Annotated in this window: 25 protein-coding genes and 1 tRNA gene; 11 read left to right on the top strand and 15 right to left on the bottom strand. The window is 65.5% G+C overall.

Going from position 1 to position 23,864, the window contains the following annotated elements:
* Positions 1 to 10 precede the first annotated feature (10 nt).
* The 3 genes from AC1RQG_RS03065 to AC1RQG_RS03075 all read right to left on the bottom strand — a co-directional run bounded on the left by AC1RQG_RS03065 (position 11) and on the right by AC1RQG_RS03075 (position 992).
* A complete protein-coding gene (locus tag AC1RQG_RS03065; RefSeq protein WP_493128159.1) occupies positions 11 to 286 on the bottom strand; it encodes a HigA family addiction module antitoxin in 276 nt (91 codons plus the stop codon).
* A gap of 18 nt (positions 287 to 304) precedes the next feature.
* Complete coding sequence (locus AC1RQG_RS03070; RefSeq protein WP_493128232.1) at positions 305 to 583, bottom strand: type II toxin-antitoxin system RelE/ParE family toxin; 279 nt, start codon at positions 581 to 583, stop codon at positions 305 to 307.
* Between the two features lie 229 nt (positions 584 to 812).
* Positions 813 to 992, bottom strand: a complete 180-nt coding sequence (locus tag AC1RQG_RS03075) for a hypothetical protein (protein WP_493128161.1) — start codon at positions 990 to 992, stop codon at positions 813 to 815.
* Between the two features lie 299 nt (positions 993 to 1,291).
* Between AC1RQG_RS03075 and AC1RQG_RS03080 the strand changes: the two genes are divergently transcribed.
* A complete protein-coding gene (locus AC1RQG_RS03080) occupies positions 1,292 to 2,299 on the top strand; it encodes an alpha/beta hydrolase (RefSeq protein WP_493128163.1) in 1,008 nt (335 codons plus the stop codon).
* A gap of 53 nt (positions 2,300 to 2,352) precedes the next feature.
* On the opposite strand, the gene AC1RQG_RS03085 is transcribed toward AC1RQG_RS03080, so the two are convergent.
* Positions 2,353 to 2,428: transfer RNA gene (locus AC1RQG_RS03085), tRNA-Phe, on the bottom strand.
* A gap of 175 nt (positions 2,429 to 2,603) precedes the next feature.
* Here AC1RQG_RS03085 and AC1RQG_RS03090 point away from each other — a divergent pair.
* From AC1RQG_RS03090 to AC1RQG_RS03120, 7 genes are all read left to right on the top strand, one after another.
* Positions 2,604 to 3,809 (top strand): FAD-dependent monooxygenase, encoded by a 1,206-nt coding sequence (locus AC1RQG_RS03090; RefSeq protein WP_493128166.1) that lies wholly within the window; start codon positions 2,604 to 2,606, stop codon positions 3,807 to 3,809.
* A gap of 62 nt (positions 3,810 to 3,871) precedes the next feature.
* The gene (locus AC1RQG_RS03095; RefSeq protein WP_493128168.1) at positions 3,872 to 4,594 is read left to right on the top strand and encodes a DsbC family protein; all 723 of its coding nucleotides are present in this window, start codon (positions 3,872 to 3,874) and stop codon (positions 4,592 to 4,594) included.
* Positions 4,595 to 4,719: 125 nt separating this feature from the next.
* Positions 4,720 to 5,178 carry a (2Fe-2S)-binding protein gene (locus tag AC1RQG_RS03100; protein ID WP_493128170.1) on the top strand — a complete coding sequence of 153 codons (459 nt, stop codon included), beginning with the start codon at positions 4,720 to 4,722 and terminating at the stop codon, positions 5,176 to 5,178.
* An 11-nt stretch (positions 5,179 to 5,189) separates the two neighbouring features.
* Positions 5,190 to 7,421: a xanthine dehydrogenase family protein molybdopterin-binding subunit gene (locus AC1RQG_RS03105; RefSeq protein ID WP_493128173.1), complete on the top strand. Its 2,232-nt coding sequence runs from the start codon at positions 5,190 to 5,192 to the stop codon at positions 7,419 to 7,421.
* 4 nt (positions 7,422 to 7,425) lie between these two features.
* Positions 7,426 to 8,037, top strand: coding sequence for a nucleotidyltransferase family protein (locus AC1RQG_RS03110; protein WP_493128175.1), 612 nt, complete (start codon positions 7,426 to 7,428; stop codon positions 8,035 to 8,037).
* Between the two features lie 7 nt (positions 8,038 to 8,044).
* Complete coding sequence (locus AC1RQG_RS03115) at positions 8,045 to 9,862, top strand: M61 family metallopeptidase (protein WP_493128177.1); 1,818 nt, start codon at positions 8,045 to 8,047, stop codon at positions 9,860 to 9,862.
* Positions 9,863 to 9,993: 131 nt separating this feature from the next.
* Positions 9,994 to 11,217 (top strand): GGDEF domain-containing protein, encoded by a 1,224-nt coding sequence (locus AC1RQG_RS03120; RefSeq protein WP_493128179.1) that lies wholly within the window; start codon positions 9,994 to 9,996, stop codon positions 11,215 to 11,217.
* Between the two features lie 16 nt (positions 11,218 to 11,233).
* Here the strand turns inward: AC1RQG_RS03120 and AC1RQG_RS03125 are convergent, their stop codons facing one another.
* From AC1RQG_RS03125 to rpe, 8 genes are all read right to left on the bottom strand, one after another.
* Positions 11,234 to 11,683 (bottom strand): energy transducer TonB, encoded by a 450-nt coding sequence (locus AC1RQG_RS03125; RefSeq protein WP_493128181.1) that lies wholly within the window; start codon positions 11,681 to 11,683, stop codon positions 11,234 to 11,236.
* A gap of 69 nt (positions 11,684 to 11,752) precedes the next feature.
* The gene (trpC, locus tag AC1RQG_RS03130) at positions 11,753 to 12,553 is read right to left on the bottom strand and encodes an indole-3-glycerol phosphate synthase TrpC (protein WP_493128184.1); all 801 of its coding nucleotides are present in this window, start codon (positions 12,551 to 12,553) and stop codon (positions 11,753 to 11,755) included.
* A gap of 22 nt (positions 12,554 to 12,575) precedes the next feature.
* Positions 12,576 to 13,220 (bottom strand): LysE family translocator, encoded by a 645-nt coding sequence (locus AC1RQG_RS03135; RefSeq protein ID WP_493128186.1) that lies wholly within the window; start codon positions 13,218 to 13,220, stop codon positions 12,576 to 12,578.
* Positions 13,221 to 13,230: 10 nt separating this feature from the next.
* The gene (gene trpD / locus AC1RQG_RS03140; RefSeq protein ID WP_493128188.1) at positions 13,231 to 14,268 is read right to left on the bottom strand and encodes an anthranilate phosphoribosyltransferase; all 1,038 of its coding nucleotides are present in this window, start codon (positions 14,266 to 14,268) and stop codon (positions 13,231 to 13,233) included.
* Positions 14,269 to 14,348: 80 nt separating this feature from the next.
* On the bottom strand, positions 14,349 to 14,912 hold the full coding sequence (locus AC1RQG_RS03145; protein ID WP_493128190.1) for an aminodeoxychorismate/anthranilate synthase component II: 564 nt from the start codon (positions 14,910 to 14,912) through the stop codon (positions 14,349 to 14,351).
* Position 14,913: 1 nt separating this feature from the next.
* Complete coding sequence (gene trpE / locus AC1RQG_RS03150) at positions 14,914 to 16,410, bottom strand: anthranilate synthase component I (protein WP_493128192.1); 1,497 nt, start codon at positions 16,408 to 16,410, stop codon at positions 14,914 to 14,916.
* Positions 16,411 to 16,616: 206 nt separating this feature from the next.
* Entirely contained in the window at positions 16,617 to 17,300 is a 684-nt protein-coding gene (locus AC1RQG_RS03155; protein ID WP_493128194.1) for a phosphoglycolate phosphatase, read from the bottom strand.
* A gap of 2 nt (positions 17,301 to 17,302) precedes the next feature.
* Entirely contained in the window at positions 17,303 to 17,968 is a 666-nt protein-coding gene (gene rpe, locus AC1RQG_RS03160) for a ribulose-phosphate 3-epimerase (protein ID WP_493128196.1), read from the bottom strand.
* Between the two features lie 211 nt (positions 17,969 to 18,179).
* Between rpe and apaG the strand changes: the two genes are divergently transcribed.
* A complete protein-coding gene (gene apaG / locus AC1RQG_RS03165) occupies positions 18,180 to 18,554 on the top strand; it encodes a Co2+/Mg2+ efflux protein ApaG (RefSeq protein ID WP_182157249.1) in 375 nt (124 codons plus the stop codon).
* 39 nt (positions 18,555 to 18,593) lie between these two features.
* On the opposite strand, the gene AC1RQG_RS03170 is transcribed toward apaG, so the two are convergent.
* Positions 18,594 to 18,968, bottom strand: coding sequence for a hypothetical protein (locus tag AC1RQG_RS03170; protein WP_493128236.1), 375 nt, complete (start codon positions 18,966 to 18,968; stop codon positions 18,594 to 18,596).
* Between AC1RQG_RS03170 and mltA the strand changes: the two genes are divergently transcribed.
* Positions 18,943 to 19,935, top strand: a complete 993-nt coding sequence (gene mltA / locus AC1RQG_RS03175) for a murein transglycosylase A (protein WP_493128234.1) — start codon at positions 18,943 to 18,945, stop codon at positions 19,933 to 19,935. The two genes, AC1RQG_RS03170 and mltA, sit on opposite strands and share 26 nt — an antisense overlap.
* 24 nt (positions 19,936 to 19,959) lie before the next feature.
* Here mltA and AC1RQG_RS03180 read toward each other — a convergent pair whose 3' ends face one another.
* Positions 19,960 to 21,177: an MFS transporter gene (locus AC1RQG_RS03180; protein ID WP_493128199.1), complete on the bottom strand. Its 1,218-nt coding sequence runs from the start codon at positions 21,175 to 21,177 to the stop codon at positions 19,960 to 19,962.
* Positions 21,178 to 21,340: 163 nt separating this feature from the next.
* Between AC1RQG_RS03180 and AC1RQG_RS03185 the strand changes: the two genes are divergently transcribed.
* Positions 21,341 to 22,117 carry an enoyl-CoA hydratase gene (locus AC1RQG_RS03185; protein WP_493128201.1) on the top strand — a complete coding sequence of 259 codons (777 nt, stop codon included), beginning with the start codon at positions 21,341 to 21,343 and terminating at the stop codon, positions 22,115 to 22,117.
* Here the strand turns inward: AC1RQG_RS03185 and AC1RQG_RS03190 are convergent, their stop codons facing one another.
* Entirely contained in the window at positions 22,118 to 23,392 is a 1,275-nt protein-coding gene (locus AC1RQG_RS03190) for an FAD-dependent oxidoreductase (RefSeq protein WP_493128203.1), read from the bottom strand.
* Positions 23,393 to 23,864 lie beyond the last annotated feature (472 nt).

Genomic DNA, 23,864 nt, shown 5'->3' on the forward strand with positions numbered 1-23,864 from the left:
CAGCCATTCATCAAGCCGCGATGCGTTCGATTTTGGGCCGTTTAAGCTTGCTTGCCTGGTGCAGGTCGTATTGCAGCTGCATGCCGGCCCATAGCTCCGCGCTGGTGCCAAAGGCGGCGGCGAGCCGGAAGGCCATGTCTGGCGAGATCCCCGATGCGCCGCTTACGATGCGCTGGAGCGTGACACGGCCAACGCCGAGGCGGGCAGCCGCCTCCGTTATCGTGACGTCGCCCAGGTATTCCCTCAGCACTTCGCCCGGATGAGGTGGATTATGCATAGGAGCCATGTGGAAAGTCCGTGCGCGTTAGTGGTAGTCCAGATAGTCAACGAGAATGGCGTCGCGGCCATCAAAGGCGAAAATCATACGCCAATTTCCGTTGACCGTAATTGCCCAGTGCCCTTGCAAGTCGCCCTTGAGCGGGTGCAGTCCCCATGACGGAGCCGACATATCCGCAGGCCGTACCGCCCGATCCAGTGCGGCGAGCTGAAGCCGTAGCTTGCCGGCATGCGCCGCCACGATGCCCGCTTTGCTGCCGGTCTCGAAAAAACGCTGCAGACCGTGGTGGCGGAAGCTCCTTATCATATGGCGAATAGTAGGCTGTATCGATATGATATACAAGCAGGGCTGGACAGCCAGTAGATAGGAGTCAACGATAATTGTAGGGCTGTCGCAATTAGCGTTGCGCCGAGATTTGATTAGGCGGAAACAAAAAAAACGCCGATCCGCATGTTGGATCGGCGTTTTGTCGAGCGTGTTCCTGTTGATTGCAGAGGAACCGGGTCACCGCCAATTGCGGATGGACGAAACCTGCTCAGGCGGTGGTGTTGATGATCGTTCCGACAGGACCGGAGGTGGCCTTCGGCGGCTCGACCGCTGGCGCTTTCGTGCCGTCATTGTCGCCGTCGGCATCGGTGCCCACGGGTTTTGCCTGCTGTGTCGCAACGGGCGGTACGTACTGGGTTGAGGTTGCACTTCCGATCGGCGTACTCATGCTTTACTCCAGGTTGGTTGAAGGGCTTCATCTGTAGTATCGGCGGCAAACCGCAAATCATGAATGGCCCGGTAACGACGATGGCGCCCCCGAAAGTGCGGCGGCCGGCCATTCGGGTCGAACGCGGCCGATTTCGCTTTCATGCAAGAAAGTTGTTTACTATTGTATAGTGCGCGATATAATAGGCGGAACGCGGCGCTTGAGCTCATTGAAATAGCAGGGGCGCTGCGGCGTGTCGCGATGTGCCTAGTATATAGTGCGCGATTTAATTGTTAACGATCAGATTAAGGAATCAGTGTATGAAAAACTTGAACATCATGTCGATAGCGTCCGCCCTGGCGCTTGTCTCCGGTAGTGCCTTCGCCGTGGACTACACGGGTGTCGATCCGCACATCGTCCCCTTCCTGCACGCGCTTGAGACCGCGCCGGCTTTGGAGAAATTGCAACCGGCCGATGCCCGGCAGGTGTTGATCGGCGCCCAGCAAGGCGCCAAGCTGCCCAAGGCCGATGTGTCGGAAAAGGTGATCAAGGTCGACGGCCAGGATGTCAAATTGCACATCGTTCGTCCGGCCGGCGTGAAAGGCACGCTTCCCGTGTTCATGTTCTTCCATGGCGGGGGCTGGGTGCTCGGCGATTTCCCCACGCACGAGCGGCTGGTGCGTGACCTCGTGGCCGATTCAGGCACCGTCGCCGTGTTTGTCGACTACACGCCCTCGCCGGAAGCGGGCTACGGCGTCGCCATCCATCAAGCTTACGGTGCGACCAGGTGGGTGGCCGCGCATGGCAAGGACATCAACGTCGACGGCAACCGGCTCGCCGTGGTGGGCAACAGTGTCGGTGGCAACATGGCAGCGGTCGTGGCGTTGATGGCCAAGGAGCAGGGGCTGCCCAAACTGCGCGCGCAAGTGCTGCTGTGGCCAGTGACCGATGCGAACTTCGACACGCCGTCGTACAGCCAGTTCGAGCATGGTTACTTCCTGACCCGCGCGGCGATGCGGTGGTTCTGGGATAACTACACGACCAGCGACGCGGCGCGCAAAGAGATCCATGCTTCGCCATTACGTGCATCGGTCGAGCAACTGCAAGGCCTGCCGCCGGCACTTGTGCAGACCGCCGAATTCGACGTGCTGCGCGATGAAGGCGAAGCCTACGCGCGCAAGCTGGGAGAGGCCGGCGTCCCGGTCACGTCGACGCGCTATTCGGGCATGATTCATGACTTCGGTCTGCTGAATCCGCTCGCGACGGTTCCGGCTGTGCAAGGCGCGTTGCGACAGGCCGGCGCCGAACTGGCTTATCGCCTGAAGTAAGCGGAAATGAAAAACGCCGATCAGCATGGATCGGCGTTTTCATTTTTTATTCTTGGTGGCCCGGGGCGGAATCGAACCACCGACACAAGGATTTTCAGTCCTCTGCTCTACCAACTGAGCTACCAGGCCAAGGACCGCAATTATAGCAGGCGCTGGAGAATTGGCAAGGGCGGCCGCGAAAAAACTTTGATGCCGGGGCAAACGCCGGGCATTTGCCGCGTCAACATCCTGGCGGGCGGGGCAATTGCCGTCCGCCACAAACGCTATAATGATTGCCCCGATCAACCACCCATCCAGTCCCACCATGCGGCGCGACCTTCACAGTGATATTTGTATCGTAGGCGATGGCGCCATCGCCAAGACGACGGCGCTGGCGTTCGCCCAGGCCGGGCAGAGCGTGACGATGCTCACGCCACCTGCCGCACCGAAAGCCCCGTCCGCCGGCGACCCGGGCTGGGATGTGCGGGTGTTCGCCCTCAACCACACGGCCCACAAGCTGCTGTCCTCGCTCAAGGTGTGGGGCGCGCTCGATGCGGCCCGGGTGGCGCCGGTGGACGCCATGCTGGTCAACGGCGATGGCGACCACGCCGGCAACCTCGGCTTCGACGCCTACGGCGCCCACACGGGCACGCTGGCCTGGATCGTCGAGGACCGCAACCTGAACCAGGCGCTGGACGCGGCCCTGCGCTTCGCCCAGAACGTGACCACGGTGGCCGGCCATGCCACGGCCCTGCTGCGCGACGACGACGGCGCCACCGTGCAACTGGCCGATGGTTCGGCCATCCGCGCGGCGCTGGTGGTGGGCGCGGACGGCGCCCAGTCCTGGGTGCGCGGCCAGTGCGACATCGGCCTCGATTACCGTTCCTACGGCCAGCGCGGCGTGGTCAGCAACTTCCACTGCGAGAAGCCGCACCTGGGCGCGGCCCACCAGTGGTTCACGGGCGCCGACGGCATCGTGGCGCTGCTGCCGCTGCCGGGCAATATGGTGTCGCTGGTGTGGTCGGCGCCCGACGCGCTGGCCGACACGCTGTGCCGCGAGGGCGCCGATGCGCTGGCGGCCCGGCTGGCCGTCTTCGCCCGCGACAAACTGGGCGCGCTCACGCCGCTGCGCCCGGAGCTGGTGCGCGATTTCCCGCTGCGTCTGATGCGGCCGCACACGATGGTGGCGCCGCGCGTGGCGCTGGTGGGCGACGCGGCCCACGTGGTCCATCCGCTGGCCGGCCATGGCATGAACCTGGGCTTCGCCGACGTGGCGCAGCTGGTGGCCACCATCAACGCGCGCGAGCCGCAGCGCGCCATCGGCGACGAGCGCGTGCTGGCGCGCTACGACCGCGCGCGCAAGGAGGACGTGCTGCTGATGCAGGTCGCCACCGACGGCCTGGCGCGCCTGTTCGGCGCCGATCTGGAGCCGCTGCGCGTGGTGCGCAATTTGGGATTAAACTTGCTGGATAAATTGCCCGTGCTCAAGCGCCGCCTGATTTCCCACGCGCTGGGAAAACAGCCGGGTTGATGCGCTGCGCGGGCTGGCGCGCCGCCGCCGGCGGCGCCTGTGATGTCGTTTTCGGAGATGGTATGAGAAAGAGCAAGTTCGCACTGTTGTTGTTGTCGGCCCTGATGGCCTCCTGCGTGGGCGCCGAGACGCCGACCGAGGCGGGCATCAAGAAACTGATCGAGCCGCGCCTGGGCGGCGGCGCCAAGGTCGATTCGGTCAAGGAGACCCCCTACAGCGGCCTGTACGAAGTGCGCATGGGCGGCGACATCCTGTACACGGACAAGACGGCGACCTATCTGTTCTCCGGCCACATCTACAACGCCAAGACCTCGGTCGACCTGACCCGCGAGCGGCTCGACGAGATCAACCGCATCAAGTTCTCCGATCTGCCGCTGGACAAGGCCGTCAAGCTGGTCAAGGGCGACGGCAAGCGCGTGATCGCCGTGTTCGAGGATCCGAACTGCGGCTATTGCAAGCGCTTCCGCCAGAACACCATCAAGGCGATGGACAACATCACCGTCTACACCTTCATGTACAACATCCTGGCCGAGGACTCGTTCACCAAGTCCAAGAACATCTGGTGCGCGGCCGACCGCAACAAGGCCTGGGACGACTGGATGGTGTCGGGCAAGGCCGCGCCGGCCGCGCCGGCCGCCTGCAGCACGCCCAACGACGCCGTGCTGGAACTGGGCCACAAACTCAACGTGACGGGCACCCCGGCCATCTTCTTCACCGACGGCAGCCGTGTGCCCGGCGCCATCGACGCCCGTGCGCTGGAAGCGAAGCTGTCGTCGATCAAGTAAGCGTAGTAGTATCTGCAGATTCGGACGGCAACGCCGTCCGCAGCCTCACGGCGCCCGTGCATCGCGGCGCCGGTTTCGTCTTTGCCTGTCCCTTTGTACATTCGCTGCGCCAAAAGGAGCCTTAGATGATCTCATTGAATATCAACGGAAAAGACATGCAGGTGGACGCCGACCCGTCCACGCCCATCCTGTGGGCGCTGCGTGACAACCTCAATCTCACCGGCACCAAGTTCGGCTGCGGCGCGGCGCTGTGCGGCGCCTGCACCGTGCACCTGGGCGGCCAGCCGGTGCGCTCGTGCGTCACCCCGATCTCGGCGGCGGTGGGACAGAAGATCGTCACCATCGAGGCCATGGAGGCCGACAAGGTGGGCAGGGCGGTGCAGGAGGCGTGGGTGCGGCACGACGTGCCCCAGTGCGGCTACTGCCAGAGCGGCCAGGTGATGAGCGCCACGGCCCTGCTGCGCGCGAACAAGGCGCCCAGCGACGCCGACATCGACAACGCCATGAGCGGCAACATCTGCCGCTGCGGCACCTACCAACGCATCCGCGCCGCCATCAAGGACGCCGCCAAAACCCTCGCCTAAAGGAGAACGTCATGCGTATCGAATGGCTTAACCAGGACACGATGCAGGCGGCGGTGCAGGGCACGGGCGAGGGCATGAGCCGGCGCGGTTTCATCAAGGCCGGCGCGGTGGCAGGCGGCGGGTTGGTGCTGGGATTTTTCGTGCCGGGCGCGAACCGCTTCGCCAACGCCCAGGCGCAGCAGGCCAAGACCTATGAACCGAACGCCTTCCTCCACATCGCGCCCGACAACAGCGTGACGGTGCAGGTCAACCGGCTCGAATTCGGCCAGGGCGTGCAGACGGCGCTGCCGATGCTGATCGCCGAGGAGCTGGACGCCGACTGGTCGCAGGTGCGCAGCGAGCTGGCGCCGGCCGGCGAGCAGTACAAGGATCCCGCGTTCGGCATCCAGATGACGGGCGGCTCCGGTTCCGTCGCCCACTCGTTCACCCAGTACCGTGAAATCGGCGCCCGCGCCCGCGCCATGCTGGTGGCGGCGGCCGCCGCGCAGTGGAAGGTGGCGCCGGCCCAGGTCAAGGCGGCCAACGGCATGCTGACCGGGCCCGCCGGCCAGAAGGCCAGCTACGGCGCCATGGCCGATGCGGCCATGCGGCAGCCGGTGCCGGCCACCGTCACGCTGAAAGACCCCAAACAATTCCGACTGATCGGCAAGCCCGTCAAGCGGCTCGACGCGCGCGCCAAGTCCAGCGGCCACCAGCAGTTCGGCATCGACTTCAAGCCGCCCGGCGCCAAGGTGGCGCTGATCGCCCATCCGCCCGTGTTCGGCGCCAAAGTGGCCAAGTTCGATGCCACCCGCAGCAAGTCGATCAAGGGCGTGGTGGCCGTGCTGGAAGTGCCGACCGACCGTGGCGGCAGCGGCGTGGCCGTGGTGGCGGACGGCTACTGGCCGGCCAAGCAGGCCCGCGACGCGCTGCAGGTCGACTGGGACACCAGCGCCGTCGAAAAAATCAGCAGCGACAAGCAGCTGGCCGACTACAAGGCGCTGGCGCAAACGCCGGGCACCGTGGCCAAGCAGGCCGATACTTCGCGCCTGGCCGGCGCGCCGAAAAAGATCACGGCCGTCTATGAATTCCCGTATCTGGCGCACGCGCCCATGGAGCCGCTCAATTGCGTGGTGGACCTGCGCGCCGACGGTTGCGAAGTGTGGGCCGGCACCCAGTTCCAGACCATCGACCAGGGCGCCATCGCGAAGACGGCCGGCTTCAAACCGGAACAGGTGGTGCTGCACACGATGATGGCCGGCGGCGGTTTCGGCCGGCGCGCCGTGCCCACCTCCGACTATCTGGTGGAGGCGGTCAACGTGGCCAAGGCCTACCGGGCGGCTGGCAAGTCCGGCCCCGTCAAGGTGATCTGGAGCCGCGAGGACGACATCCGTGGCGGCTACTACCGGCCGGCCCATGTGCACCACGCGGAACTGGGTCTGGACGAGCAGGGCAGGATCGTGGCCTGGAACCACACCATCGTGGGCCAGTCCATCATCAGCGGCACGCCGTTCGAGCCGATGATGGTCAAGAACGGGGTGGACGCCACCATGGTCGAGGGCATGGGCGAGCCGTATGAAGTGCCGCTCAACCTGTCCGTGCACAACGTGAAGGCCAATGTGCCGGTGCTGTGGTGGCGTTCCGTCGGCTCCACCCACACGGCGTTCGTGATGGAGACGCTGATCGACGAGGCGGCCCATGCGGCCAATATGGACCCGGTGGCCTACCGCAAGCAGCTGCTGGGCGAGAAGCACAAGCGCCATCTGGCCGCGCTGGAGCTGGCCGTGGCCAAGTCGGGCTACGGCAAGAAGGCGCTGCCCAAGGGCCAGGCCTGGGGCGTGGCCATGCACGAGTCGTTCAATTCCGTGATCGCCTACGTGGTCACGGCGTCCGTCAAGGATGGCGTGCCGCGCTTGCACCACGTCACGGCCGGCGTGCATTGCAACCTGGCCGTCAACCCGCTGACCATCGAAGCCCAGGTCCAGGGCGCGGCGCTGATGGGGCTGGGCATGACGCTGCCCGGCGCCGCCATCACGCTCAAGGACGGCGTGGTGGAGCAGCAGAACTTCAGCGACTACACGGTGGCCCGCATGCCCGACATGCCGGTGATCGACGTGCACATCGTGCCGTCGGCCGAGCCGCCAACGGGTATGGGCGAGCCGGGCCTGCCGCCGCTGGCGCCGGCCTTCGCCAACGCCGTGTTCAAGCTGACCGGCAAGCGGCTGCGCAAGCTGCCGTTCGACCTGGCCTCGGCCAGCGCCTGAGCCGGTGGGTCTGACCGGCGTGCTGCTGGCGGCCGGGCGGGGCCGCCGTTTCGACCCGTCCGGCCGGCGCAGCAAGCTGCTGCAGTCGCTACCCGGCGGCGGCACCGTGGCCGAGGCCAGCGCCCTTCACTTGCTGGCCGTGCTGCCGCGCGTGGTGGCGGTGGTGCGGCCCGGCGACGATGCGCTGGCCGCCGCGCTGGGCGCCCTTGGTTGCGAGGTGCGCGCGTGCCCGGACGCCGATCTGGGCATGGCGGCCTCCCTCGTCCATGCGATAGACTACGCCCGTGGCGCCGAAGGCTGGCTGATCGCGCTGGCCGACATGCCGTTTGTGCGGCCGGCCACCATCGCCAGCCTGGCCGCCGCCGTGCGGAACGCGGCGGACGGCGCCGGTATCGCGGCGCCCGTGCACCAGGGGCGGCGTGGCAATCCGGTCGCCTTCGGCCACGCGTATCTGCCGCTGCTGCTGGCGCTGGAAGGCGACCAGGGCGCGCGCGCCATCCTGCGCGCGCATCGCGTATGCGAGGTGGAGGTGGACGACAGCGGCGTACTGCGCGATATCGACACCCCGGACGACCTGGCGCCGCCACAAGCGGCGCCGGAACCAGAACAGCTATAGGAAGAACATGAAGAAAGCACAGAACAAGAAGAGCCCCGCCATCGCCTACGCCATCGTCGCCAAGGACTTGCCGGGCCACCTGTTCCAGGTCACGCTGGCCGTGAGCGCGCCGGCGCCGGAGGGCCAGGTGCTGGCGCTGCCGGCCTGGATCCCGGGCAGCTACATGATCCGCGAATTCGCCCGCAACATCGTCCAGATCCGCGCCGAATCGAACGGCAAGGACGTGCCGCTCACCAAGCTCGATAAGCACACCTGGCAGGCCGCGCCCGTGGCCGGTCCGCTGATGGTGCATTACGAAGTCTATGCCTGGGATTTGTCGGTGCGCGCCGCGCATCTGGACCAGACCCACGGCTTCTTCAACGGCACCAGCGTGTTCCTGCGCGTGGTGGGGCAGGAGCAGGCCGCGCACACGGTCGATATCCAGCGCCCGGCCGACCCGGCCGCCGCCAGCTGGCGCGTGGCCACGGCGCTGCCGGAACACAAGGCCAAGCGTTATGGCTTCGGCAGCTATGTGGCGGCCAATTACGATGAGCTGATCGACCATCCGGTCGAGATGGGCGACTTCGCGCTGGCCACCTTCAAGGCCCATGGCGTGGCGCACGATATCGTCGTCACGGGCCGCGTGCCCAACCTCGACATGGCGCGCCTGTGCCGCGACCTGAAATCCATCTGCGAAACCCAGATCGCCTTCTTCGAGCCCAAAACCAAACGCGCGCCGATGGAGCGCTACGTGTTCCTCACCATGGCCGTCGGCGACGGCTACGGCGGCCTTGAGCACCGCGCCTCCACGGCCCTGATCTGCGCCCGCGCCGACCTGCCCAGCACGGCCGCGCCGCAGACCAAGGACATCCCGGACGGCTACCTGCAATTCCTCGGCCTGTGCAGCCACGAGTATTTCCACACCTGGAACGTCAAGCGCATCAAGCCGGCCGCCTTCGCGCCGTACGACCTGCAGGTGGAGAACCACTCGCCGCTCTTATGGCTGTTCGAAGGCTTCACCAGCTATTACGACGATTTGATGCTGGTGCGCGCGGGCCTGATCGGCGAGCCGGCCTATTTCAAACTGCTGGGCAAGACGGTGGCCAGCGTGTTGCGCGGCAGCGGCCGCACCAAGCAGAGCGTGGCCGAATCGAGCTTCGACGCCTGGACCAAGTACTACCGCCAGGACGAGAACGCGCCCAACGCCATCGTCAGCTACTACACCAAGGGTTCGCTGGTGGCGCTGGCGCTGGACCTGACCATCCGCGCCAAGACGGCCGGCGCCCGCACGCTGGACGACGTGATGCTGGCCCTGTGGCAGCGCTACGGCCACGACTTCTATCCGGACGGCGGCCGCGGCGTCACGCCGGCCGAGGTGGAAGCCCTGTTCGACGAGATCAGCGGCCTGCGCCTGAAGCCGTTCTTCGACAAGTACGTGCGCGGCACGGCCGATCTGCCGCTGGCCAAGCTGCTGGCGCCGGCCGGCGTCAAGCTGGCCGACGAGCGCAAATCGGCCAAGCCGAGTCTGGACGTCAATCCGGGCCGCGACGGCAACGACTGCAAGCTGTCGGCCGTGCACGAGGGCGGGGCCGCGCACCGGGCCGGTCTGTCGGCGGGCGACGTGCTGGTGGCCGTGGACGGCCTGCGCGCCACCCACGCCAACCTCGACGGGCTGCTGGCACGCTACGCCGTGGGCGCCACCGTGGAGGTCCATGCGTTCCGGCGCGACGAGCTGATGACGTTCCAGGTCACGCTGCAGGGCGAGCGCGCCCCGGCCATCACGCTCACGCTGGATGCGGCCGGCGGCAAGCGCGGCGCGGCCCTGCGCCCCAGCGCCGCCCACTGACGGCCAGCGGCCGGACGACCACCGCGCAGGCCGGGGTGCCTGTGCGGTTTTCACCCGGTTGCCTATGGCGGTGAGAATTCGTCATATTTTGCCGGCGAGTTCTGGTCTAGAATGCGCAATTGGACGCCCGCGTGCGTCCGTTCCTCCCCACCAACCATAAGCTGCCTGTGATCTCGCTCGACCCCTTGACGATCGTTCTGATGTCCACCGTGATGTGTGGCGCGATGAGCATCGTCCTGTTTTCCGCCTGGCGCAGCTTCCCGTCCGAGATCGGCGGCCTGCGCGAATGGGGTATGGGCTTGCTGCTCATGGTCGCCGGGACCGTGCTGCTGACGTTGCGCGGCGGTGGCGGCGAACCCAGGGCGCTGCCGGTACTGAGCATGAACGCCGTGCTGTTGTGGGGCATAGGCCTGTCCCTGATCGGCACCGAAAAATTCTACGACCAGCGCCCCAGCTGGCGCCTGTTCCATGGCGTCTGGATCGTGGGCATGGGCGCCTTCACGTGGTGGCTGCTGGTGCGGCCCGACTTTCCCGCGCGCGTGGCCGTGTTCTCCACCCTCGTCAGCTTCATGTATTGCCGCCAGGTGTGGGTGATCGCCCGCCACGGCACGCGCCAGTTTCCCACCCTGTTCTTCGGCACGCTGATGCTTGTGCAGACGCTGGTGGTGGCCACGCGCGGCGTGCTGGCGTTGTTCGGCGGCGGCACGCCGGTCGATCTGCTGCGGCCCGGGGTGTTCCAGAACGTCTACCTGGCGACCAGCAGCTTCATGGTGCTGATGCTGGTGGTGGGCTTCATGACGGTGGCCACCCGGCGCCTGCAAACCATCCTGGAACAACGCTCGACGCGCGACCCGCTGACCCAGGTGCTGAACCGGCGCGGCTTCGCCGACGTCTACGCCCGCGAGCGCGCGCTGATGCAGCGCGAGCGCCGCGCCACCACCCTGATCAGCATCGACCTCGATCATTTCAAATCCATCAACGACCGCTTCGGCCACGCCACCGGCGACCGGGTGCTGGTGCACGTGGCGCAGGCGATCGGCAAGGTGCTGCGCGCGTCGGACCACGTGGCCCGCTTCGGCGGCGAGGAATTCGTCGTGCTGCTGCCCGACACCGGCATGGAGCGGGCCAGCAGCGTGGCCGAACGTATCCAGGAGGCGCTGCGGGAACCGCGCCAGGACGGCCTCCCTGCCTGCACCGCCAGCATCGGCATCGCCTGCCAGCTCAGCGCGGCGGAAGACCTGGACGGCATCCTGCTGCGGGCCGACGGCGCCCTGTACCGCGCCAAGGCGCTGGGGCGCGACCGGATCGAAGTGGCGGAGCAGGCCAGCCCGCCGCAACGGGCGGTGCTGGGCTGAGCGCCACCCGATCCTGTTACTGCGGCCCGGCCAGGGTGCGCAGCTGGAACTGGTAATCGCGGTTGAACAGGAAGGTTTCCGTCACGGCCAGGTGCCGGCCCCGCAGCAGCGAGCCGGGGCGGGGCAGGGGCTCGGCCTGGCGCACGGCGTTCATGGCGATGCTGGAGGCGTCTTCATCGCGCGAACGGTGCACGCGCAGGTTGCCGATATTGCCATTGCCGTCGATGGTGAAGTCCAGCACCACGATGGCCGGCAGCATCGGCGGCAGCGAGCCATAGAAGATCAATTTGGGATTGGCGGCGGCGATGCGCCGGGCGACCTGGATTTTGTAGTCGTCCAGGTTGGCCGCCTGGCGGGTGCCGGGCGCCGGCAGCGGTGCCGGCGAGGGCGCCCGTGTGACGGGCGGCGGCGGCAGCACGGTCGGCTGCCGGTAGCAGGAAGTGAGCAGGCCAGCGAGCAGGGACATCCCCACTAACGAGGCCAGCCCCGCGAGGGCTGTTTTCCTCAACGGTGTCGTGGCCATGGCAATCTCCGGTTAGTTGAACAGGCGGCGCAATTCCGCGCCAGGGTCCGGTGCGCGCATGAACGCTTCGCCCACCAGGAAGGCGTTGACGTTAGCGTCGCGCATGCGCTTGACGTCATTTGTTACCATGATGCCAGATTCGGTGACAACGAGGCGCTCGCTTGGAATCCGTGGCAACAGGCCCAGCGTGGTGTCCAGCGACGTTTCGAAGGTGCGCAGATTGCGGTTGTTGATGCCCATCAGATTGGTCTTCAGGCGCAGGGCGGCCGTCAGCTCGTCGCCGTCGTGCACTTCCACCAGCACGTCCATGCCCAGCTCGTGGGCGCACGCTTCCATTTCCGCCATCAGGCCATGATCGAGCGCCGACACGATCAGCAGGATGCAGTCGGCGCCCATGGCGCGCGCTTCGTAGACCTGGTAGATGTCGATCAGGAAGTCCTTGCGCAGCACCGGCAGCGCGCACGCGGCGCGCGCCTGTTGCAGGTAGTCGACTGCGCCCTGGAAGAACTGCGCGTCGGTCAGCACGGACAGGCAGGCCGCGCCGCCGGCCGCGTAGCTGGCCGCGATCTCGGCCGGGCGGAAATCGGCCCGCAGCACGCCCTTCGAAGGCGACGCCTTCTTCACCTCCGCGATCACGCCGGCCTCGCCGGCGGCGATCTTCCGGCGCAGGCTGGCCTCGAAGCCGCGCAGGCCGGCCCGCAGTTCGGCGTTGCTTTCCACGTCGCGCTGCAGGCTGGCCAGGTTGCGGTGCTTCTTGGCGGCGGCCACTTCGTCGGCCTTGACGGCCAGGATTTTGTTGAGGATGTCGGACATGATGAAAACCAGGGTAAGGGGACTAATGTTGTTCGGACAGGGCCAGCCGCACGCCCAGCGCCAGGAACAGGCCGCCGGTGGCGCGGTTCAGCCACAGGGCCAGCAGCGGCTTGAGTTTGAGGCGGGTGCTGGCGAACGCGGTGACCAGGGCCAGCGCGTGGCACCACAGCATGCCGTTGAAATTGAAGATGCAGCCCAGGATGATGAAGGCCAGCGGCTTGCTGGGCGCGTCGGCGCTGATGAATTGCGGGACGAAGGCCAGGAAGAACAGCGCCACCTTGGGGTTGAGCACATTGGTCAGCATGCCCTGCAAGTAGATCTTCCGGTACGGCAGGGCCGGCAGCGCGGGCGCGGGGGACGCCGCTTCGGCCGGTTGGGCGCGCCGGCTGCGCAGCAGGCCGATGCCCACGTACACGATGTAGGCCGCGCCCACCCATTTGACGACGCTGAACGCCATGGCCGACGTGGCCAGCAGCGCCGACAGGCCAAGCGCGGCGGCCAGGATGTGCACCAGCGTGCCGCTGGCGATGCCCAGCGCGGCGGCCGAACCGGCGCGCCAGCCCTGGGTGGCGCTGCGCGTCATGATCAGCAGCGAGTCGGGACCGGGCAGGACGTTGAGCAGCAGGCCGGATACGATGAACAGTGTCAGGTCGTGGATGCCGAGCATGGCCTTCTCCTCAGTTGGTGGCGCCCAGCGTCTGCGTCACCTGCACGAACTGTTCGATCTTCTTGAGCGCCGCGCCGGACTCGATGGCGATGCGGGCCCGCTTCAGGCCATCCTCGATCGAGCTGGCCACGCCGGCCGCGTACAGCGCCGTGCCGGCGTTCAGGGCCACGATGTCGTACGGCGCGCCGGGCTGGCCGGTCAGCGCTTCCATCATCATGGCGCGCGATGCGGCGGCGTCGGCCACCTTCAGGTTGCGGCTGGCGATCATCTGCAGGCCGAAGTCCTCCGGATGGATTTCGTACTCGCGGATCTCGCCATCGACCAGTTCACCGACCATGGTGGACGCGCCCAGCGACACTTCGTCCATGTTGTCGCGGCCATAGACGACCAGCGCATGCTGCGCGCCCAGGCGCTGCAGCACGCGCACCTGGATACCCACCAGGTCGGCGTGGAACACACCCATCAGGATGTTGGGCGCGCCGGCCGGATTGGTGAGCGGGCCGAGGATGTTGAAGATGGTGCGCACGCCCAGTTCGCGCCGCACCGGGGCCGCGTGCTTCATGGCCGCGTGGTGGTTGGGGGCGAACATGAAGCCGATGCCGGTCTGCGCGATCGACTGGGCGATCTGCTCCGGTTTCAGGTTGATGTTGGCGCCCAGCGCTTCGATCACGTCGGCGCTGCCGGACGAGGACGACACGCTGCGCCCGCCGTGCTTGGCCACGCGCGCGCCGGCGGCGGCGGCCACGAACATGGAGGCGGTGGAGATGTTGAAGGTGTTGGCGCCGTCGCCGCCGGTGCCGACGATGTCGAGCAGGCCGCTGGTGTCGGCCATCGGCACCTTGGTGGAGAATTCGCGCATCACCTGCGCGGCGGCGGCGATTTCGCCGATGGTTTCCTTTTTCACGCGCAGGCCCATGGTCAGGGCCGCGATCATCACGGGCGACATTTCGCCGGACATGATCTGGCGGAACAGGTGCAGCATCTCGTCGTGGAAAATCTCGCGGTGTTCGATGCAGCGCAGCAGGGCTTCTTGATGGGTGATCGGCATGGCAATTCCTTCTTCAATTTTTTGAACGCGGGTCGCAGCAGGGGCAGGAAAGGCGTACGTGAGGACGTACGCCGTCCCTGTCAGCGGACCAGGAAATTCTTCAGCAGCGCGTGGCCGTGTTCCGACAGGATGGACTCGGGGTGGAACTGCACGCCCTCGATGTCGTATTCCTTGTGGCGCACGCCCATGATTTCACCGTCGTCGGTCCACGCCGTCACTTCCAGGCAGGAAGGCAGCGAGGCGCGCTCGATGGCGAGCGAGTGGTAACGGATCACTGTGAAGGGGGAGGGCAGTCCTTTGAAGACGCCCACGCCCGTATGCGCGATGAGAGAAGTTTTGCCATGCATGACCTGCTTGGCGCGGATCACCTTGCCGCCAAAGGCTTCGCCGATGGCCTGGTGGCCCAGGCACACGCCCAGGATGGGCTTCTTGCCTGCGAAGTGCTTGATCACTGCCAGCGAGATGCCGGCCTGCGCCGGGTCCTTGGGGCCGGGCGAGATGCAGATGCGGTCCGGGTTGAGCGCCTCGATCTGTTCGATCGTGATTTCGTCGTTGCGGTAGACCCGCACGTCCTCGCCCAGTTCACCGAAGTACTGCACGATGTTGTAGGTGAAGGAGTCGTAGTTGTCGATCATCAGCAGCATCTCAGAACTCCCCATCCAGGCCATCTTGCACTTGTTCGGCGGCGCGCAGCACGGCGCGCGCCTTGTTTTCAGTCTCCTGCCATTCCATCTCGGGGATGGAGTCGGCCACGATGCCGGCGGCGGCCTGTACGTACAGGTTGCCGTCCTTGATCACGCCGGTGCGGATGGCGATGGCCACGTCCATCTCGCCGCCGAACGACAGGTAGCCGCAGGCGCCGCCGTAGATGCCGCGCTTGGAGATTTCCAGCTCGTCGATCACTTCCATCGCCCGCACCTTGGGCGCGCCCGTCAGGGTGCCGGCCGGGAAGGTGGCGCGCAGCACGTCCAGGTTGGACATGCCGTCCTTCAGCTTGCCCTCCACGTTGGAGACGATGTGCTGCACGTGCGAATACTTTTCGATCACCAGGCGGTCGGTGACCTTGACGCTGCCGATCTCCGAGATGCGCCCCAGGTCATTGCGGGCCAGGTCGATCAGCATCACGTGTTCGGCGATCTCTTTCGGATCGGCCAGCAGTTCTTTCGCCAGTTCGGCGTCGCGCTCGGGCGTGCTGCCGCGCGGGCGGGTGCCGGCGATGGGGCGCAGCGTGACCTTCTTCTGGCCGTCCGGCGCCGTCTCGTTGCGCACCAGGATCTCGGGCGAGGCGCCGACGATCTGCATGTCGCCGAAATTGTAGAAGTACATGTACGGCGACGGGTTCAAGGAACGCAGCGCGCGGTACAGGGTCAGCGGCGAGTCGACATAGGACTTGCGCAGGCGCTGGCCGATCTGCACCTGCATCAGGTCGCCGGCCAGCACGTACTCGTGGGCCTTGGCCACGGCCTTCAGGTAGTCGGCCTTGTCGAATTCGCGGATGGTTTCGGTGCGCACCGAGCTGGAGGTGACGGGCGCGTCCACGCCACGGCGCAGCATCACGCGCAGGTCCTTCAGGCGCTGGCGCGCTTTGGAATAGGCTTCCGGCTGGGTCGGGTCGGCGTACACGATCAGGTACAACTTGCCCGACAGGTTGTCGATCACGGCCAGTTCTTCCGTCACCATCAGCTGGATGTCGGGCAGGCCCAGGTCGTCCTTGGGGCAGGTGGCGGCCAGTTTCTTCTCGATGTGGCGCACCGTGTCGTAGCCGAAGTAGCCGGCCAGGCCGCCGCAGAAGCGCGGCATGCCGGGGCGCAGGGCCACCTTGTAGCGGGCCTGGAATTGTTCGATGAATTCGAGCGGATTGCCCTCGTGGCGTTCGATCACGGCGCCGTTGCGGACGATCTCCGTCACATTGCCCGAGTTGCGCAGCAGCGTGTTGGCCGGCAGGCCGATGAAGGAATAGCGGCCGAAGCGCTCGCCGCCCACCACCGATTCGAGCAGGAAGGTGTTCTTGCCCGCGTTCTGGGTCTGGGCCAGCTTGAGGTACAGCGTGAGGGGAGTTTCGAGGTCGGCAAACGCTTCCGCGATCAGCGGGATACGGTTGTAGCCTTCATTGGCCAACGATTTGAATTCGAGTTCGGTCATGTTTCTCTCCATGCCGCCGCATTGTGAGCGGCGGTGGGTTTGCAAAAAACCTGTCGGGTGCGCGCGGGCACGTGCGACAGCAATCAGTTCGGCTTGTTACTTTTGCCAGGATTGCCAGCGTCGCCAAAGCCAGGCCTCAATCGAGCCCGGTTGTGTGACATTGTGTTTTTTGGTGAGAAACATTATCGGTTGAGCGCAGTATGCAGTCAGTTATGCAAACGAATCTGGCGTGCCGCTTCTAGCAGCGTGTCAACTATACCATCGGAATCGGTTTCGTGTATAGCCTGTCCGTGATTGTAACCGTAGGGCACCGTCAACACCGGGCAACCGGCGGCCCGCGCGGCCTGCGCGTCGTTCGACGAATCGCCGATCGCCACCACGGCGGCCGGCGCCAGGCCGAATTGTTCGCACACGGTCAGCAGCGGCAGCGGGTCCGGCTTCTTGCGCGCCAGCGAGTCGCCGCCGTACACCACATCGAAATAGCCGTGCAGGCCTTTCTGGTGCAGCAGCGGGGTGGCGAACGAGATCGGCTTGTTGGTCACGCAGGCCAGGCGCAGGCCCTGGGCCTTGAGCGCTTCCAGGCCGGCGATCACGTCCGGGTACAGCGCGCTGTGGTTGCCGTTGATGGCCAGGTAGTGGCGCTGGTAGGACGCCAGCGCCGCCTCGAAATGCTGTTCCACGCCGGCCGCGTCGTAGTCGAGCGCCAGCACGCTGCGGATCAGGTTCTCGGAACCCTTGCCGACCATGTTGGCGATCAGCTGTTGCGAAATGGGCGCCAGGCCCAGTTCGGCGCGCATGGCGTTGATGGCCACGTGGAAGTCTGGCACCGTGTCGAGCATGGTGCCGTCCAGATCGATGATCGCGGCGCGCACGCCTGCCAGGACTTTCATCGTTACACCGTCGCCAGTTGGGTGCGCATGGCGTCGATCACGGCCTTGTAGTCGGGCTGGCCGAAGATGGCCGAACCGGCGACGAAGGTGTCGGCGCCGGCCTTGGCGGCGGCGGCGATGTTGTCGATCTTGATGCCGCCGTCCACTTCCAGCAGGATGTCGCGGCCCGATTCGTCGATCTTGCGGCGCGCCAGCGCGATCTTCTTCAGCGCCTCGGGGATGAAGGACTGGCCGCCGAAGCCGGGGTTGACGGACATGATGAGGATCATGTCGATCTTGTCCATCACGTGGTCCAGGTAGTGCAGCGGGGTGCCGGGGTTGAACACCAGGCCGGCCTTGCAGCCGTTGTCGCGGATCAGTTGCAGCGAGCGGTCGATGTGCTCCGACGCCTCCGGGTGGAAGGTGATGATGTTGGCGCCGGCCTTGGCGAAGTCGGGGATGAGGCGGTCGACCGGTTTGACCATCAGGTGCACGTCGATCGGCACCTGCACGTGCGGGCGGATCGCCTGGCACACCAGCGGGCCGATGGTCAGGTTCGGCACGTAGTGGTTGTCCATCACGTCGAAGTGGATGATGTCGGCGCCGGCGGTGACGACGTTGCGCACTTCCTCGCCCAGGCGGGCGAAGTCGGCGGACAGGATGCTGGGGGCGATGCGGAAAGTGGTCATGGTGTGGTCGTGCAGTGTGCTTGCATTTTAAAAAGATGCGCTATTTTACGCTTGCTGGCGCGGCCGCGCCTGACTGAACCCCGGTTTTATGGGCGGTTTTGGCCGCGACAGCTTGCATCCCGCTCCGATTTGGAGTGCAATGTAGGACTGACGATATTGAATCGCTATCATTGCTGGCGGTTCACGTTTTACTGTTTTTTAAGGAAAGTCGATGGCCACTTACGAATTTACTGTGTCGGTCAGAACCCAGTACCTGCCCGAGCAGTCCGACCCGGAGCGCACCAATTTCGTGTTCACGTATTCGATCACGATCAAGAACACGGGGACGGTGCCGGCGCAGCTGATCTCGCGCCATTGGGTCATCACGGACGCCAACAACCACGTCGAGGAAGTGCGCGGGCTGGGCGTGGTCGGCCATCAGCCCTTGCTGCAGCCGAACGAACAGTTCGAATACACGAGCGGCACGGCGCTGCAAACCCAGCAGGGGTCGATGACGGGCGAATATTTCTGCGTGGCCGAGGATGGCCACCAGTTCGAAGTCAAGATTCCCGAATTCGTCCTGTCGCTGCCGCGCACACTGCACTGACGCGGCCCGCATCCAATCCCAGGGGCGCGCCGCAGCGCCTCATTGCGTATCGTCGTTCTTCTGCCTGGGCGCGGGCTTTTTGCCCGAGTACATCGTCCACCAGACGATGAAAACAAACAGGAAGAACGCCACGATCGCTTCCAACATCAAGACCCACATAGTTATCCTTATGTCATTTACACGCAGTAGTTTACTCGTTTCGCTGACGGCCGTCGTGCTTTCGCTCGCCGCCTGTACCACGGCGCCGCCGCGCCAGCCCGCGCCGCCACCGGTGGTGCCGACGCCGACGCCGGCACCCACGCCCACGCCCACGCCCACGCCGCAGCCGACCGCGCCACAGTTCGTGCCCTCGACCTTCGCCGCGCTGCCGGGCTGGGACCGCGACGACGTGCGCGCCGCCTGGCCGGCCTTCATGGCCTCCTGCAATGTGCTGGTCAAGCGCGTGGACTGGAAGGAGGCCTGCACCATCGCCCGCACCGTCAACGGCAACGACGAGCAGGCGATCCGCACCTTCTTCGAGGCGTTCCTGGTGCCGAACCAGGTCATCGCACCCGATGGCGCGCAGGATGGACTGGTCACCGGCTATTACGAGCCGCTGCTGCGCGGCGCCCGCAAGCGCGGCGGCCCGTACCAGACGCCGTTGTACAAGGTGCCGGACGATCTGATCACGGTGGACCTGGCCAGCGTGTATCCGGAGTTGAAGGGCATGCGCTTGCGCGGCCGCCTGGTGGGGAAGAAGGTGGTGCCGTATGCGAGCCGCGCGGAGATCGAGCGGGCCGACGCGGCCGGCAAGGAACTGCTGTGGGTGGATGATCCGGTCGAGTCGTTCTTCCTGCAGGTGCAGGGCTCCGGCCGCGTGCAGCTGACCGACACCCAGGAAACCGTGCGCGTGGCGTACGCCGACCAGAATGGCTATCCGTACAAATCGATCGGACGCTGGCTGGTGGACAAGGGCGAGCTGACGATGGAGCAGGCGTCTGCGCAGGGCATCAAGGCGTGGATCGCCGGCCATCCCACGCGCATGCAGGAACTGTTCAACGTCAATCCCAGCTACGTGTTCTTCAAGGAGGAGCGTTTGCCCGATCCGCGCGTGGGGCCGAAGGGTGCGCTGGGCGTGCCGCTCACGCCGCAGCGTTCGGTGGCCATCGATGCGTCGCAGCTGCCGCTGGGCGTGCCCATGTTCCTGTCGACCACGCAACCCAACAGCGACATCCCGATGCAGCGGCTGGTGATGGCGCAGGATACGGGCGGCGCGATCCGCGGCGCGATCCGGGTCGATTACTTCTTCGGCTTCGGCACCGAGGCGGCCGACAATGCGGGCCGCATGAAGCAGCGCGGCAGTATCTGGCTGCTGTTGCCGCGCCAGGTGTCGGCACGCTGATCGCGCCAGTGCGGCGGTCCTGGTTCAGGGCCGCACGGCGCGGATAGGTTTGGACATGAGCATGGCGATGGTCAGCACCACGCCGCCGGCGGCCACGCAGGCCATGCCGGTGCGGATGCTGTAGTGTTCGGCCACGGCGCCCGCCACCATCGCGCCCACGGGCGCGGTGGCCACCGTCAGGAAGCGCATGGTGGAGGTCATGCGGCCCAGGAATTCATCGGGCGTCACCTTCTGGCGCAAGGCCAGATAGGGCATGAAGAACAGCATCACGCCGCAATCGAAGAAGAACGCCAGCGCCGCGTAGGCGACCGCGCTGGCGGTGCGGCTGCCAAACAGTTCGGCCGGAATGGTGGGCATCAGCACAAAGCCCAGCGCCGTCGAGGCCACGCCGATCAGGATGGTGCGGCCCGGCCCATAGCGGCGGTTCAGCGGCTTGAGCAGCTGCGAGCTGACGAACACACCTATCCCGCCCACCATCTGCGCCGTGCCCAGCATGCCCGGCGTCATCCCCAGTTCGCGCGTGGCGAACAGAATCACCAGCGCCGAATAGCCATAGAACAGCCAGTGCCAGAAACCCGTGGCCAAGGCCAGGGCGCGCAGCAGTGGCTGACCCCAGATGAATTTCAGGCCATCGTGGATATCGCGCAACGGGTGCTTGTCCGACGGGGCCGGGCGCGGGTCGCGCACGCTGATGCGGCGCAGGTTGAATACCGAGACCACGAAGCCGGTGGCGTTGAGCAGCACCGCGAATGGTGCGGTCAGCCACTGGATCAGGAGGCCGGCGATGCCGGGCGCCAGCAGGCGCGAGGCGGAATCGGTGGCCGTCAGTTTGGACTGGGCATCGATCAGGCCATCGCGGCCGGTCAGGTAGGTGAGGAAGATCTGTTCGGCGCCGCCGCCCACCACCGAGCACACGCCGAGCACGAAGGCGTTGGCGTACATCCAGTGGATGGACAGGGCGCCCATCCAGTAGGCGGCGGGGATGCTGGCCAGCGAGATGGCCTGGATTGTCTCGCTCAGTAGCAGGATGGGGAATTTGCTGTTGCGGTCGAGGATGACGCCGGCCGGCAGCGCGAACAGCGCGAACGGGACGGCTTGGGCGGCGACCAGGGTGCCCATCTGCGCCGGCGTGGCGTGCAGCAGCAGCACGGCGCACAGCGGCAGCGCCAGCGCGCTGACCTGGCCGCCGAAGCCATTGAGCACGCTGCTGAACCAGTAGCGGCGGAAGTCGGCATTACGCAACAGGGCGTCGTCGCCGAACTTGTCGCTTAAATATTGGCGGAATACGGTAAAAATGGGGCGTCCTGTGTGGTCAGCGTGTCTGGCGGATGATCATACCAGTGCACCTTCTCCATAGATAGACGCTACAATCGATAGATACTTTTTTCAATTGGAGGAAACCACGATGCAGTATGAAGACCTGATCGTTGAAGTTCACGACAAAGTAGCGCTGATTCGCCTGAATCGCCCGAAGGCCCTGAATGCACTGAACGACCGCATGATGAATGAGCTGGGTGATGCGCTGTACAAGTTCGACGCCGATCCGGCCATCGGTTGCATCGTCCTGACGGGCAGTGAGAAGGCGTTCGCCGCCGGTGCCGACATCGCAGCCATGGCCGACTACACCTACACCGACACCTATCGCGACAACTACATCACCCGCAACTGGGAGCACATCCTGCGCGTGCGTAAGCCGGTGGTGGGCGCGGTGTCCGGCTACGCGCTGGGCGGCGGCTGCGAACTGGCCATGATGTGCGACTTCCTGATCGCGGGCGACAACGCCAAGTTCGGCCAGCCGGAGATCAAGGTTGGCGTCACGCCGGGCGCCGGTGGTACCCAGCGTCTGCCGCGCGCCATCGGCAAGGCGAAGGCGATGGATCTGCTGCTGACGGCCCGCACCATCGATGCGGCGGAAGCGGAACGTATCGGCCTGGTGTCGCGCGTGGTCCCTGCCGACAAACTGATCGAGGAAACCCTGGCTGCGGCGGCGACCATCGCCGCCATGCCGACTTCGGTGGCGATGATGATCAAGGATGCCGTCAACCGCGCGTTCGAGACCACGCTGACGGAAGGCGTGAACTACGAGCGCCGTCTGTTCCAGGCGGCGTTCGGCACGCCGGCCCAGAAGGAGGGCATGCACGCCTTCCTGGAAAAGCGCGCGCCGAAGTTCGACGGCCTTTAATTAGAGGGCAAGCCCGAGCCGCTTGCCCAGGCAGAGTAGTGTCAGGGTGGGCGGCAATCCCCATGGGCCGGGGATGACCGAGGCGTCGCAGACAAACAGGTTAGGTGTGCTTGTTTGCAGGGAGCTGTCCACGCCGTCGCCGATGCGCACGCTGCCGCCGGCATGGGCGGCGAAATGCCAACTCTTGAATATTTTGGTGGCCCCGGCGGCGCGCAGGATGTCGCGCGCCATGCCCACTCCGGTCGCCAGCCTGGCGCGGTCGGCGCCGGACAAACCCTTGTCGACCCAATGCGGCCCGATGCCGCCACCGATGTCGTCGCGTATCTTCACCATCAACGTCAGCGTGCCCGCGTGCGACAACAGACGGTCGAATCGCCCGACCTGGGCGGCGAAGGCCTGGTACATGGGCTTGGGCAGCGTCATGTCGGCCAGCGCTATTCCTTCCTCCCGCAGATACATCCCGGCCGCCATTGGTACTTCGGCGCCGCCATCGATATCGTCCACATATCCCATGACGGCCACGACGGGGTCGCTGAAAAATGTGCTGCGCGCAGGGCGTAAGCCCGAGCGGTGCAGCAGGCGCGGGCTGCCGATGCCGCCGCCGGCCAGTACGACCTTGTCGGCCAGCGCTTGGTGCAGCTTGCCCCCGCGCCGGTAGCGCACGCCGGTGGCCCGGCCGTTCTCCACGATGACTTCCTCGGCCTTGGCTTGGTCGATCAGGGTGGCGCCGAGCTGAATGGCCTCATCAAGAAAGTCGCGCGCGGTCCACTTGGCGCCATAGGGGCAGCCATACACGCAACGCCAGCAGCCGGTGCGGCAGGATTGCGGACGTATTAATTTATCAAGTTTTCGCCAATCGAGCTGACGGGCCAGGGCGCCTTGCTGGATGCGCCTGGCCATGGGGCCGATCAGTTCGTCCGGCAGGGGCGCCATCGGCAGCTCTGCCTGTAGCGACGCTAACGCCGGCGCCAGATCGATATTATGCGCGGCGAACATGGCTAATGGTGGCGGGACTGCGGTGGCGAAGTTGATGGTGGAGGTGCCGCCGGCGGCAATACCGCTGACCAGCAGGGAGGCATCATGATGGAAGAAAGCGCTTTTGCCGGGGATGGCGGCAATACCGGCCATTTGCGACAGCGTACCCTGCAGCGGTGCGGCGCTCCCCTGTTCGAGCACCAGAACCCGCATCCGCCGGCGCGCGAGCTCACGCGCGACACTGGCGCCGCCCGGTCCACTACCGACGACGATGACATCAAATGATGGAGGTTTTGTCATGGGATAGGGGCGGTGGCAAGAGGGAGGCGGGGTTTCACCTTAGCGCATTTCATGGCGGCCTGCCAGCGAACGCGATGTTGGTGACTTCGAAAAAGGCCTTGTCAGTCCCGCGTGGGGTTTGCTATAGTTCGCCTCCCCGCAAAACGGCGCGTGTAGTGCGAGTTGAGCGGGGCGAAAACGAGGGGTTGACGAGCTGCACGAAACACCGCATAATCTCATCTCTCTGCTGACGAACAAAACGCTTCGCAGCAAGCAGTACCGAATACAGTTCTTTAACAATTCACAGTCGATAAGTGTGGACGTTTGATGGAAGTGCACACGAGGCTAGTCCTCGTGATACTTAAAATATCAAATGTTCACAAGAAGTAATGAAATAGGACGCTTCGAAAGAAGTGGCCTGTCAGTATTTTGAGTGAGCGACCCAGCAGCAATGCTGGTGCGAGAAATCGCAAACAAACAGAGATTAAACTGA

The organism is Rugamonas sp. GW822-FHT03B10, from assembly GCF_058801745.1.